The sequence below is a fragment of the Streptomyces sp. genome (genome assembly GCF_036524955.1).
GTDB lineage: Bacteria > Actinomycetota > Actinomycetes > Streptomycetales > Streptomycetaceae > Actinacidiphila.
This window is the reverse complement of the sequence record NZ_DATDBG010000221.1, coordinates 1-13,122: the sequence shown is the minus strand read 5'-3', so window position 1 is coordinate 13,122 and position 13,122 is coordinate 1. Positions and strand designations below refer to the sequence as shown.

The following is a 13,122-nucleotide window of genomic DNA, read 5'->3' as shown; positions in this document are numbered from 1 at the left end:
TGCCAGGATGAGCCGGTGACCGAGCCACTGCCGCGACCTTCCGGCGTTGAACTCCTGGAGGTTCGCCGGCTCCGCCTGGTCGAAGCTGCCGCGCCTCGGGTGTCCCCCGAAGACCGGTCGGCCATGAACCGTGCGTGGGACGCTCGGCCTGGCGGGCGCGCCGGCTTGGCCGCGGCCGGCCGGGGCCGCCGGGGCTTGCGGTTGCGCTTGCCGCGGGTTGCGTCCCCCGGACGCCCCCGTCACGCACACGCGTCAGACGGTGGCGGTGCGCTCCTCCGGGAGGCCGACCAGGACGCCCGCCGGTGTGCGGTGAGTGGTTCCGGTGGTGGGGATGACGGCCGGCGGCACGGGGTGGGGCGGCGGGGTGAGGTCGTGGTGGATGGGGCCGGAGCCGGCCGACAGGGGCAGGCAGCCGCCGCCACGCCGCCACGCGACGATTTCGGCCGCCACCGCCACGGCCGTCTCCTCGGGGGTGCGGGCGCCCAGGTCGAGGCCGATCGGGGAGCGGAGCCCGGCCAGTTCGGCCTCGGTGAGGCCGATGTCGCGCAGCCTGGCGAGCCGGGTCAGGTGTGTGCGGCGCGAACCATCGCGCCGACGTAGCCCAGCGTCATCCGCAGCGCCCGCTCCAGCAGCGGCACGTCGAACTTGGCGTCGTGGGTGAGGACGCAGACGACCGTACGGCCGTCGAGGTCGCCGGCCTGCGACTCCAGATAGCGGTGCGGCCAGTCGACCACCACCTCGTCCGCCTCGGGGAAGCGCCGGGCCGTGGCGAAGACCGGCCTGGCGTCGCACACGGTCACGCGGTAGCCGAGGAAGCGGCCGATCCGGGCCACCGCGCCGGCGAAGTCGATGGCGCCGAAGACCAGCATGCGCGGCGGGGGCGCGTACGACTCGACGAACAGCTCGATCGCCCCCCGCCCCTCCGGTGGGCAGGGCCGTCCGTCGGGGCCGAAGGTGATGCTCCCGGTCCGGCCGAGTCCGAGCAGCGCCCGGGCCCCGGCGACCGCGGCCCGTTCCAGGGCCTGCGTCCCGGCCGTCCCGGCCACCCCGGTCGACGGGGCCGCCCCGGCCGTCCCGGTCGACGGGGCCGCCCCGGCCGACGTCAGGGTGCCGACGTGGGTGTCCGGAGTGACCGTGAGCACGGCACCGAGCAGGTCGGCCGGTCCGGAGACGATCCGGGCGAGGGCGACCGGCCTGCCGCCGGCCATCAGGGAGAGCGCTTCGTCCCAGCCGGGGTCCTGTCCGGGCCGCACCGGCTGGACCAGGACGTCGAGTGAGCCCCCGCAGGTCAGGCCGACCGCGAACGCGTCCTCGTCGCTGTAGCCGAACCGTTCGACGACCGGCCGGCCCGAGGAGATCGCCTCCTGGCACAGCTCGTAGACGGCTCCTTCGACGCACCCCCCGGAAACGCTGCCCACGGCCTCGCCGTCGATGTCCACGGCCAGGGCGGCTCCGGGCTCGCGCGGCGCGCTCCCGGAGACGCGGACCACGGTGGCGACGGCGTACGGGCGGCCGGCCGCGTGCATCCCGGCCACCTGCGAGGAGATGTCGAGCATGGCGTACGTCCCCTTCCCTGGTGAGACGTGTCCCTGGTGATCGGTGATCGGTGATCGGGACGTGCGACGGACGTGGGGGAGCCGGACGTCGGGGGAGAGGCCGCCGGGCGGTGGGGGCGCCCGGCGGCCCGGTCACGCGTGCCGGTCGGCGTCGCGCAGCAGGCCGAGCACCCGGTCCGGGTGCAGCGGCAACGCGCCGACGGTACCGCGCAGCCGCAGGGCGTCCCGGACCGCGTTGGCGACCGCGGCCCCCGCCCCGGCGGTGCCGCCCTCGCCGGCTCCGCGCACCCCGAGCGGGTTGCCCGGAGAGGGGGAGTCCTCGTAGATCGCGATCTGGATGTCCGGCAGATCGGACAGGCGCGGCCATCGGTACTCATGGAAGGTGGTGGACAGCGGGATGCCGCGCTCGTCGTAGCGGAACTCCTCCAGCAGTGCTCCGCCGATGCCCTGCACCGCGCCGCCGTACAGCTGGCCGTGCACCATGCGGGGGTTGACGGACTTGCCGATCTCGTAGCTGACCGCGTAGCGCAGCAGCCGGACCCGGCCGGTGCCCGGGTCCACCTCGGCCAGCGCGTAGTGCGCGCCGTACGGGTAGGTCATGCCGTCGGCGACGTAGGTGCCGCGGCCGATCAGTCCGGGCTCCTCCCCAGCGCGGACGTGCTGGGGGGTGAAGCACGCGGCCGCGATCCGCCCCAGTGGCGCACGCAGGTCCGGGCGCCCCTCGACGACCAGTTCGCCCCTGCGGACGACCAGTTCGCCCGGTTCGACGCCGAGCATGGCCGCCGCGACCCTGCGGGCCTTGGCGACGACCGCCTCCGCTGCGAGTTTGGCGGCGGTTCCGCCCACCACGGTCGAGCGGCTGGCGAAACTGCCCGCCCCGTCCGGGAGGATGTCGGTGTCGGAGAGCACCACCTTGACGGTGTCGGCCGGGACGTCGAACTCCGCCGCGACGATCTGCGCCATCACCGTCTCGATGCCCTGGCCCGAGCTGGCGCCGCCCATGGCCACCCGGACCGCTCCGGTGACGCCGACGTCGACGACCGCGCTGTCGTGGCCGAGCCCGGCCTTCTCCAGGATGACCGCGCAGCCGGCGCCCACCAGCCGCCCGGCCTCCCGCGCTGCCCGCGCTTCCTCGCGCCACGACGCGTAGTCGAACTCGGCACGGGACTTGTCGAAGTGGGCGAGGTGGTCCGAGCCGTCGAGCAGCATGGGTGCGCCGAAGATCTGCATGGGGCGCCGCAACGGCATCTCGGTGCGGTCCGGCAGGTTGCGGCGGCGCAGCTCGACCGGGTCGATGCCGAGCTGGTCCGCCGCCAGGTCCATGACGTGTTCACGGACGAAGTTGTGCTGGAAGCGGCCAGGGGCCCGGTAGGTGCCGATGGGCGTCTTGTTGGTGGTGACGATGTGGATGCGGCTGCGGCAGGCGGGCAGCCGGTACGGGCCGGAGAACATCGCGGAGGTGAGCGCGGCGACCACCGCGCCGTGGGTGCGCACGTACCCGCCGTTGTCGAGCCACCCCTCGTCCCGCAGGGCGAGCAGCCGGCCGTCTTCGTCGAACGCCAGCTCGATGACGTGCTGCTGTTCGCGGGCGTGGTTGGCGGCGACCATGTGCTCGGTCCGGTCCTCGGACCACTTCACCGGCCGCCCCGTGCGCAGGCACAGCAGCGGGACCAGCACGTCCTCGGGGTAGAACTCGCCCCTGATCCCGAAGGAGCCGCCCGCGTCGGACTCCAGCATGTGGATCCGGTGCTCCGGCAGGTCGAGCATCCCGGCCAGCACCCGGCGGTTGAAGTAGGGGACCTTGGTGGCGCCCCAGACGGTCAGCCGCTCGGTGCGGTCGTCGTACTCGGCCACCAGGCCGCGCGGTTCCAGCGGGGTCCCGCTGTGCCGGCCCACGGACAGGTCGGCGGAGACGACGTGCGCGGCGGTGGCGAACACCGCGTCCACGTCGCCGTAGCCGAACTCGACCACGCCCACCTCGGCCGGTGCCTCGGGCCTGCTGGCCAGCCGGGAGCCGGCCGCGGCGCGGGCGTCGAGCACCACCGGCAGTTCTTCGAGTTCGAGTTCCACCAGGTCCGCCGCGTCCTCGGCCAGGTAGGGGTCCTCGGCGAGTACGGCGGCGACCGGTTCGCCCGCGTACCGGACGAAGCCGGTGGCCAGCGGGGGCTGCAGGTACGGGGTGAAGTCGATGCCGGGGTGCGGCTGGCGGACCGGGATGCGCGGGCTGCCCGGCAGGTCGCTCGCGGTGATGACACTGACCACGCCGGGCATCCGCTCGGCGGCCGAGGTGTCCACGTTCACGATGCGCGCGTGCGCGAGGGGGGACCGCACCACGCGGAGCCAGAGCTGGCCCGGCCGCACCGTGTCGTCGTGGAACCTGCCGCGCCCGCGCAGCAGCCGTTCGTCCTCCAGCCGGAGGACCGAGGCACCGATACCGCTCATCGCGGGACCATCCCTTCTGCGGCCCTCTTCGGCGGGGTGGTGGCCGCACGGTCCGGGTGGGGGCGTGTCCCGGGACGGCCGCGGTGGCACAGGGGTCGGCCCGGGGCGCTCATGCGCTCTCTCCCTCACGCGCGTCCGAGGGCGCTCCGGCCGGCTCCTCCGCGGCGGCGGTCCTGGACGACGTGGTCCCGAGCCGGCGCAGGCCGACCGACATGGCGGAGGCGACGGCTTCGACCATTCCGCCGTAGCCGGTGCAGCGGCACAGGTTGGCCGAGAGGCACTCGCGGATTTCCTGCTCGTCCGCTTCGGGCGCGCGGCGCAGCAGTTCCGTGCCGAGCATCAGGAACCCGGGGGTGCAGAAGCCGCACTGCAGTGCCCCCTTCTCGCGGAACGCCTGCTGGAGCACGTTCAGTTTGCCGTCCGGTGCCAGCGACTCGACGGTCTCGACCACGCTGCCGTCCGCCTGTACGGCGAGCATCACGCAGGCGCGGACGGGGTCGCCGTCCACCAGTACCGTGCAGCTCCCGCAGGTGCCCAGGCCGCAGCCGACGGTGGTGCCGGTCAGGTCCAGCGAGTGGCGGAGCAGGTCGGCGAGGTTCTGCCACGGGGAGGCGGCAACGGTGTGCTCCTGACCGTTGACGGTGAGCCGTACGGGCATGGTCTCGGTTTCCGGCTGGGTGCTCATCGGGATGCCTCCTGAAGGGTCGTCCTGGCCGGGGCGGACAGGCCGGCCCGGGTGACGGATGCGCGCAGGGACCTGAGGATCATGGTGGCGGCCAGCTCCCGCCGGTACGCCCCGCCGGCCCACGCGTCGCCGGGCGGGTCGAGGGCGTCCGCGAGGCTGCGGGCGGCCGCTGCGAGCGCCTGCTCCCCGGACCCGGCGCCGACCAGCACTTTTTCCGCACCGGGCAGCAGAACCGGGCGGTCGGCCACCCCGGACACCGCGACGCGGACGGCGGCCACGGAGCCGTCAGGGGCCAGCTCCACCTCGGTCGCGGCGGCGACCACGGGGAGGCTGCCCTCCTGCCAGCCGAACTCGACCAGCGCGGCGCTGGGGGCGGGCCGGGGCAACCGCACCTCGACCAGGATCTCGTCCCAGCCCAGGGCGGTACGCCCGTCCCCGAGCAGGAACTCGGTGACCGGGACGGTACGCACGCCGGCCGGTCCGAGCGCCGTGACCTCCGCGTCGAGCAGGGTCGCGAGCAGGCACCACTCGGCCAGGGGGTCGGCGTGCGCCAGGCTGCCGCCGAAGGTGCCCCGGACCCGTACCGGCAGGTGCGCGATCAGCCGGGCCGTCTCCGGCAGCACCCGGAATCCGTGCACCTCGGACCCGGCCGCCGTCTCGATCGCCCGGTGCGTGGTCATCGCACCGACGCGCAGGGCGTCACCGTCCCGGTGGAGCGACCGCAGCCCCTCCACCGTGCCGAGGTCCACCAGAGCGGTGGGCCGCTCCCGCCGCTGGTACATCAACGGGAGCAGGCTCTGGCCGCCGGCCACCACCCGTGCCTGCGGGCCGTGCCGCTGGAGTTCGGCGACAGCCTCCTCGGCGGTGCGCGGCCGGGCGTACGCGAAGCGAACGGGCCTCATCGGTGCCCTCCTCAGGGCTTGCTGACCGCAGGGACGACGAGTTCGGTGTGGCCGAGCTGCCGCATCAGGTCGACGATGTCGAAGTGGGCGGAACGCTCGATCACCTTGTCGCCGCGGAACCGGTCGATGCCGATCGCGGTGAAGGTGGCCTTGCGACCGCTCGGCGGCAGCCCCCGGAACGGGCCCAGTTGGGTGGCGATGCACTCGACCCGGGTCACCACCAGGTCGCCCTCCGCGGTCTGTTCCTGGACCATGTCGCTGATGTCGGGGAACGCGGTGCGGAAGGCCCTGACCCAGGTGCGTACGCCCTCCGGGCCGCGCAGGTCGAACTGCGGCCAGTAGAAGTCGTCCGCGAAGATCTCGTCGGCCAGCTCCAGCCGGTTGTTGGTGATGATCTCCTCGAAGAGCAGCGCGATCCGCTGCTTGCGGGCTTCCAGGGAACTTCCGGTCGGTACGACGATCTGCGTGTTCGCGGTGTCCATGGGACTCCTTGTCCGTGTCGGCGCCTGCGCAGGGGGGCCGGCGGCCCGGCCGACGCGTCAGGCGGTACGTAGTCGGCGGGCGAGCAGGGCGCTCGCTCCGCAGGACAGCAGGGCCAGGGCGGAGTCGACCGAGGCGACCCAGGTCAGGGCGGAGGCGAAGTCGGACACGCCGTGCCCGGCGCCCAGGGCCGCGAAGAAGACGGTGCCGATGCCGGCCACGCCGGCCGCGCTGGAGAACTGCTGGGTGGTGGTGAGTACGCCGGCGGCGGCGCCGGCGTTGACGGTCCGTGCGCCGGCCAGGACGACGCCGGTGAGTGCGGGAACCGCCAGGCCGTTGCCCGCGCCGATCACGACCATGGGGCCGATCAGCAGGGCTGCGCTGGTGTCGCCGCCGGCGAGTTGTACGACGACGAGAAGGGCCAGCATGCCCACTGCGGCGATCGCGGTGCCGGTGGTCACCAGGCGGGCGCCGAACCGTCCGACGACGCGCGGGGACGTGATCGAGGCCGCGGCGAAGGCCACGCCGAGCGGGGCGAAGGTGAAGCCGGCCTCGAGCGGGGACAGCCCCAGGCCCGACTGCAGAACCAGGGTCAGGGCGAACATCAGGCTGAAGAAGGAGCAGAAGGTGCCCAGGCACACCACCAGGCCCCGGACGAAGACGGCGTTGCGGAACAGGGACAGGTCGAGCATCGGCTGGCCGCCGCGCCCGGCCAGTGCGCTTTCGTAGCGCAGCACGAGCACCATGACCGGGACCGCGGCGATCAGGCAGATCCACGTCCACACCGGCCAGTGCTCGGCACGGCCCAGCACCAGCGGCGCCAGGACCAGGGCCAGGGCCGCGGAGACGCCGACCGCGCCGACCGGGTCGAGCCGGGGGCGTGCGGGCGAGGCCCGGTGCGGCAGCAGGCGCAGTGCGAAGGCAAGTGCCGCCAGGCCGATGGGCACGTTGACCAGGAAGATCACCCGCCAGCCCAGGCCGAGGACGTCCCACTGGAGCAGGACGCCGCCGAGCACCTGGCCGGCCACGGCGCCGACGCCGATGACCACACCGAACCAGGCCAGCGCACGCGCCCGCTCGGTCGCCGGGAAGACCGCCGTGATCATGGCCAGCACCTGCGGCACCATGGCGGCGCCGGTGAGGCCCTGGAGCAGCCGCGCGACGACCAGCTGGCCCGGGTTCTGGGCGAGCCCGCACAGCAGTGAGGCGATGGAGAAGGCCAGCGTCCCGCCCAGGAACATGAGCCGGGAGCCGAGCAGGTCGCCCAGCCGGCCACCGGTGATCAGACCACTGGCGTAGGTGAAGCCGTAGCCGGCCACGATGAGTTCCAGCGCCGCCTGGCTCGCGTGGATGTCGCGTTCGAGCGACGGCGCCGCGACGTTGACCACGTACAGGTCGAACTGCGCCATGAACATCGCGGCGAGCAGCACCGGCAGCATGAGCCAGCGCTTCGCGTACGGCGCGGGCGCGCCGTCCGCCGCTGCGGGAGGCTGGGCCGGGACCGGCGAGCGGCCTGCCGCCTCGGTCTTTTCTGGCGTAGACATGGAAAGAACACCGCTTTCTGCCGGGTCCGCTCCGGCCGGGAGTCAATGTGTTTGATGGGAATCAAACACCGAGTGTACGTGTTGCGTCGAACACTTCAAGTCCCGGCCGGGCTCTTCGGGCCGTTCCGTGCGGACACCGCAGGGGGGATTCGGTGCCGTGCGGATCTGGTGCCGGGGCGGTGGTCAGGCGGCCGCGGCCGCGGCCGCGCTCTGCTGCCGCACCTTCTCCAGCCGCCAGTCGACCTTCGCGTAGTCGGCCTCGGCGAGGGCTGTCGCCTCGTCGATCGAGCGCACCACCGGCAGGTCGAACCGCTCGACGATCGCCGTCAGGCGTTCGGGAACCGAACCGCCGATCTGGATGTAGGGGATGGCCAGGTCGTCCAGCGCCTTCAGCAGCATGGTGTCGCAGGCGGCGCGGAAGCCCTCGTTCATCGGGCGGTGGCCGTCCGCGCCGAGCGTGAACTCGTTGCGCAGGTGGACGAAGCCGTCGAACGACTCCTTGACGTGCTGCCGGAAGGCGTGCCCGAGCTGCGCGACGACGTCCTCGAAGAAGGCCATCTCCGGCGTCTTCACCGGCGGCGGCCCGTCCGTGTGCGCGCCCGGGTCCATGCCGAACTCGACGCGCGCCGCGGCGTAGGTCCACTCCTGGAGCGAGGAGCCGTCGGCGATGAAGCTGTCGCCGAGCAGACCCTCGTTCACCGCCCGGCCGACGTGCCGGCGCACCGCCAGCTGGACGTACTCGGCCGGTGTCACCTCGGTCAGTGCCTTGCCGGGGACCGCGTCCGGCATGATCTCGCGGATGGTCTTGGCGGGGGACCGCGGTATGCCGGTGTGGTGCGAGAGGGCCATCGTGGTGAAGGTCTTGCCGGCGGAGTAGGTGCCGGAGATGGAAAGTCGCATGGGTCGCCTCCTTGTTGTCGTCTGTCTCATGCGGACCGAAGAGCGGCGGCCGCCGCGTCCTCGGGCAGTTCATGTGCGAAAGCGGCGCGCATCGTGATGCCCGCCAGTGCGCCGCGCAGGTCGACACTGCGCCACGCACCGCCGCGCAGGCGCAGCAGCCGGTGTCCGGTGACGCCGGTCTGCGTGCGCAGGGGCTCGCCGGGCTCCCGCAGCGTCCGGCGGCCGCGGGGGGCCTCCAGCACCGTCTGCATCATCCAGAGGGTGTTGCTGCTCTCCCGGGTGAGCGAGTCCAGTTCGTACATCAGCACCTGGGCCAGCTGGAGGTTGACCACGAACGCGTCGACCAGGGAGATCGCCGGCTGGGCGGTGCCCTCGATGCCCTCGGCCGGCACCGGGCTCCCGGCCTCGTCGGTGAACCGGGCGTCGGCCTCGGCCGTCAGCGCCCCGACGTCGACGCGCACGTCGTGGATGGTGTGCCGGCGCCGCTTGAAGCCCTCGCCGTAGAAACGGGACTCGGCCGCTCCGAGCACGTCCGCCAGCGAGTCGTGTACCCGGGCGCCAGGAGCATGGATGTCCTGGATGTCCACCGCGGTGCCGCGGGCCGTCGGGTGCTCGATCTCGCAGCGCACCCGCAGGCCGCCGACCGCGCAGTCGTACACCGAGCGGTTGCCGCCCTCCGCCTCCCGGTCAGGCTCGCTGCGGACCAGGGCGGCGCTCAGCGGCAGGTCTGCCAGCTCCTCCTGCGGGGCGTTGCCGGCCCGCAGGGAGACCTTGCGCAGACGCATGGCGCGCTGGCCGGCGGCGTCGAGCCGGTGGGCGCGCACCAGGTGGGACTCGGCCAGCTGGACTCCGAGCACCAGGACGTCGACGGTGCTCAGGTGGGGCGCCAGGTCCACGCCGGAACGCTTCCTCGACCAGTCGGCGGGGTAGCTGATGTCGGCCGTGGCGGTGACGCAGACCCCTTCGGACAGGGCCGGGTTCACCCGGACGTCGCGCACGCCGTACTGGGCGCGCTGGTAGCCGCGTGAGAAGAACCTCGTCTCGCCCGGCCCCAGGTAGTCGTCGATGGAGCTCAGCAGCAACTGCTGTCCGGTGGCCGTCATCTCAGGCCGCCGCCGCGGTCGTGATCGCCCGCTGGTAGGCGCTCACCAGGTCGCCGACCGAGCGCATGTCCGCGATGGACAGGTCCTCCCCGAACGGGTCGACTCCCAGTTCCTCCTCCAGTTGGATCAGCAACTGGGCCAGCATCAGGGAGTTCAGTCCGACCGAGCCCAGGGCGTCGTCCAGCGAGATGCTGCCGGACTCGCCGTCCTGGTCCAGCAGTAGCGACCTGATCTCACGGACGATCAGGTCCGTTGTGTCCTTCTCCGTCAGCATGTGATTCCTCCGTCGATGACCAGTGACTGCCCGGTGACGAAACCGGCACGGGGCGAGGCGAGGAAGAGGACCGCGTCGGCGATCTCCTCCGCCGTTCCCAGCCGGCCCAGCGGAGTCCGGTGCTGGATCCGCTCCCGGTTCACCGCGGTGACGTTCGCGGTCATGTCGCTCTCGAAGAAGCCGGGGACGACCGAGTTGACCCTGATGTTGAAGGCACCCAGCTCCCGGGCCAGGCCGCGGGCCAGGCTGTCCATGCCTGCCTTGGCCGCCGCGTAGACCGCCACGCCCCGGTAACCGCGGATGGCGTTGATGGACGAGATGTTGACGACCACGCCGCCACCGCCGCGGACCATCAACCGGGCGCAGGCCTGGGTCAGCACGATCGGCGCGAGCAGGTTGTTGCCGATCAGCGTCTCGATCTGCTTCGCCGCGGTGGTCAGGAACAGTTCCTGGTGGAGCACTCCGGCGTTGTTGATCAGCAGGTCCACCCGGCCGAACCGCCGGGCGACGGAACGGGAGAAGTCACGCAGGTTCTGCGGATCGCCCAGGTCGGCGGCCTCCCAGTAGAAGGTGTCCGGGTGCTTGAGCGCGGTCTGCTCGATGAACTCGTTGCCCGTTCGGCTGAAGGTGGCCACCCGCCAGCCCTCGGCGAGCAGCCGCTCCACCAGGACTCGGCCGAGGCTTCGGCTGCCTCCGCTGACCACGGCGACGCCGTGGCCGTCCCGGGGCATATCCGCCTGATCTTCGGTCATATCGGTTTCCCGGTTTCTTCCGGTATCGGTTACATACTCGGACGGTGCTTCCTCAATTCGTTGATCCGATGATTCCGCGGGAGATCGGCAATGCGCGACAATTTCTTCCGGTCGGCGCTCGGCATGAGGCTAGCGAGTTGAAGTGCACCTGAAGCAAGAGGGTGTCCGAATTCTCCTTCATTCTCCGGCATCCTCCGTCGATCACCGCCGATTCCCTTCGGGTTCCTTTGGTTCCCCCGGGTTCCTTTGGCGTGCGGCAGCGCGCGCTCCCGCCGCTCCCGCCGTTCAGTGCGGTGTGGCCCGACCGCACCGATGGCGGGTATGCCTCCGGGCACCCGGGTGTTTCCCTGTTATGTTCGATGGAAGGTGAACATCACCGCGTAAAGGCCGGCCCACCGCAGAAGCGCGGCGCGTACCCCTGGGCCGCTACGGAAGCCGGGAGGACAGATGACGAACACCCGAACCCACCCGGGGCGCACCCGAGCCGTGCACGTCCACCCTCGGGACGTGCGGCTGATCACCGCCCTCACCGCACTGGCGGACCCGGTGCGGCTGGCCATCGTGCGGGATCTCGCCGGCAGTACGGACTGGTCGCGTGCCTGCGGGTCCTTCGACGTGCCGGTGGGCAAGGCCGCGCTCAGCCACCACTTCGCCGTGCTGCGCGAGGCCGGCGTGCTCGAACAGCGCGACGAAGGGGCGCGGCGGGTCAACCGGCTGCGCCGGCAGGAGTTCGACGAGCGCTTCCCGGGTCTTCTGGACCTCGTACTGCGGGACGAGCCGGCGTAGCGGACGCGGGAGGACCCACCCTGTGCGGGTGGCGGTCCCGCAGGGGACGGCGGACCGCTCGCCGCTCACCGCGCCCCCACCCGCTGCCCCTTCACCCGCCCGACATCCGTCCGCGCCCACGTGCCCAGCGGTCCTCGGTGAGCCCGGCGCCAAGGTGATTCCGGTCACCTTGGCGCTGGGTTATTGGTTCATGTCAACTTGAACCGGCTAGCTTCTCGAACCATTGCGGGCTGCCCAACCGGCCCGGTTCACGTCGCCGGACCAACATCCGGGGCGGATGCGTGATCGCGATGTCAGGATGATCGGAGAGGGCAATGAGTTTTTCTTTCCTCGACCGTCTGCATTCATTCGGAGACAGCGAGGCCATCGTTTTCAACGGAATGCGGTACTCATACGCCCGGTTGACGGCGGATGTCGCCGAGTGGCGCGAATTCCTCGACCGGGAGGGAGTGGTCCGGGGCGAAGTCGTGACCCTGGAGGGGGCCAGTTCCCCGATGGCGTGCGCCGGACTGCTCGCACTGGTCGAACGGGGCACCGTCGTCGTTCCGCTCACCGCGCTGCCGGCGCCCAAGCGCGCGGAGTTCCACGAGATCGCCGAGGCGGAAGTGGTGATCACGATCGGCGCGGACGGCAGCGGCCGCACCGCGGAGCGCACCGGCCGCACCGCCGGGCACGAGCTCTACCGGCGCCTGCGCGAAGCCGGCTCCCCGGGGCTGGTGCTGTTCAGTTCCGGCACCACCGGACGCAGCAAGGCGACCGTCCTCGACTTCACGCGCGTGCTGGCCCGGTACGGAGAGCCGACGCGCCCCAAGCGCACCCTGGCGTTCCTCAACCTGGACCACATCGGCGGGATCAACACCCTGCTGCACACGCTGAGCCAGGGCGGCACGCTGGTGACCGTCCCGGAGCGCAGCCCGCGCAGCGTGTGCCGGGCCATTGCCGACCACCGGGTGGAGGTGCTGCCGACCACACCGACGTTCCTGAACATGCTCCTCATCTCCAGGGTGTCCGAGGAGTACGACCTCAGCAGCCTTCAGCTGGTCACCTACGGCACGGAGCCGATGCCGCTGGGCACGCTCCAGCGGATCAAGCAGGCGCTGCCGCACGCCCGCCTCAAGCAGACCTACGGGTTGTCCGAACTGGGCATCCTGCCGACCCGGTCGAAGGCCGACGACACGCTGTGGGTCAAGCTGGGAGGCCCCGGGTTCGAGTACCGGATCCGGGACGGCATCCTGTGGATCCGGTCCGAGATGGCGATGCTCGGATACCTCAACGCCCCCGCTCCGTTCGACGAGGAGGGGTTCTTCAACACCCAGGACGCGGTGGAGACGGACGGCGACTACGTCCGCATCCTCGGCCGCTCGTCCGAGATCATCAACGTCGCGGGCGAGAAGGTCTACCCCAGCGAGGTGGAGAACGTGCTGCTGGAGTTCCCGGCCATCGCCGACGCCACGGTCAGCGGCCGGGCCAGCCACGTCACCGGCATGGTGGTCAAGGCGGTGGTCAAGGTGACCGACCAGGCCGGCGCGTTCGACCCGGCCGCGTTCGTCAGAGAGGTGCGCGCGCACTGCCGGCGCCGACTGGAGCCGTACAAGGTACCCGCCGTGATCGAGATCTCCGAGGCGGACCACCACAACGACCGCTTCAAGAAGTCGCGGAGCCTGGTGTGAGCCCCGCGGCGCGGCAGGCGGTCGCCCC

The 13,122-nt window shown here is 72.0% G+C and carries 11 protein-coding genes and 1 pseudogene; 2 read left to right on the top strand and 10 right to left on the bottom strand.

Features of this window, described 5'->3' with window-relative positions:
• Nucleotides 1-252 precede the first annotated feature (252 nt).
• From VIW71_RS18005 to VIW71_RS17960, 10 genes and pseudogenes are all read right to left on the bottom strand, one after another.
• Nucleotides 253-1,556: pseudogene (locus VIW71_RS18005) on the bottom strand (XdhC family protein).
• Nucleotides 1,557-1,688: 132 nt separating this feature from the next.
• A complete protein-coding gene (locus tag VIW71_RS18000; protein WP_331623360.1) occupies nt 1,689-3,998 on the bottom strand; it encodes a xanthine dehydrogenase family protein molybdopterin-binding subunit in 2,310 nt (769 codons plus the stop codon).
• Nucleotides 3,999-4,107: 109 nt separating this feature from the next.
• Complete coding sequence (locus tag VIW71_RS17995) at nt 4,108-4,683, bottom strand: (2Fe-2S)-binding protein (protein WP_331623359.1); 576 nt, start codon at nt 4,681-4,683, stop codon at nt 4,108-4,110.
• A complete protein-coding gene (locus tag VIW71_RS17990) occupies nt 4,680-5,585 on the bottom strand; it encodes an FAD binding domain-containing protein (RefSeq protein ID WP_331623358.1) in 906 nt (301 codons plus the stop codon). Before VIW71_RS17990 ends, VIW71_RS17995 begins: the two co-directional genes overlap by 4 nt.
• Before the next feature lie 11 nt (nt 5,586-5,596).
• Nucleotides 5,597-6,067, bottom strand: a complete 471-nt coding sequence (locus VIW71_RS17985; RefSeq protein ID WP_331623357.1) for an ester cyclase — start codon at nt 6,065-6,067, stop codon at nt 5,597-5,599.
• Between the two features lie 57 nt (nt 6,068-6,124).
• Entirely contained in the window at nt 6,125-7,609 is a 1,485-nt protein-coding gene (locus VIW71_RS17980; protein WP_331623356.1) for an MFS transporter, read from the bottom strand.
• Between the two features lie 183 nt (nt 7,610-7,792).
• Nucleotides 7,793-8,509, bottom strand: a complete 717-nt coding sequence (locus VIW71_RS17975; RefSeq protein WP_331623355.1) for an AAA family ATPase — start codon at nt 8,507-8,509, stop codon at nt 7,793-7,795.
• Nucleotides 8,510-8,535: 26 nt separating this feature from the next.
• Complete coding sequence (locus VIW71_RS17970) at nt 8,536-9,612, bottom strand: AvrD family protein (protein ID WP_331623354.1); 1,077 nt, start codon at nt 9,610-9,612, stop codon at nt 8,536-8,538.
• Between the two features lies 1 nt (nt 9,613).
• A complete protein-coding gene (locus tag VIW71_RS17965) occupies nt 9,614-9,886 on the bottom strand; it encodes an acyl carrier protein (RefSeq protein ID WP_331623353.1) in 273 nt (90 codons plus the stop codon).
• Nucleotides 9,880-10,638, bottom strand: a complete 759-nt coding sequence (locus VIW71_RS17960; RefSeq protein ID WP_331623352.1) for an SDR family NAD(P)-dependent oxidoreductase — start codon at nt 10,636-10,638, stop codon at nt 9,880-9,882. Before VIW71_RS17960 ends, VIW71_RS17965 begins: the two co-directional genes overlap by 7 nt.
• Before the next feature lie 447 nt (nt 10,639-11,085).
• Here VIW71_RS17960 and VIW71_RS17955 point away from each other — a divergent pair, with 447 nt between their 5' ends.
• Entirely contained in the window at nt 11,086-11,424 is a 339-nt protein-coding gene (locus VIW71_RS17955) for an ArsR/SmtB family transcription factor (RefSeq protein WP_331623351.1), read from the top strand.
• A 314-nt stretch (nt 11,425-11,738) separates the two neighbouring features.
• Nucleotides 11,739-13,094: a class I adenylate-forming enzyme family protein gene (locus VIW71_RS17950; RefSeq protein ID WP_331623350.1), complete on the top strand. Its 1,356-nt coding sequence runs from the start codon at nt 11,739-11,741 to the stop codon at nt 13,092-13,094.
• Nucleotides 13,095-13,122 lie beyond the last annotated feature (28 nt).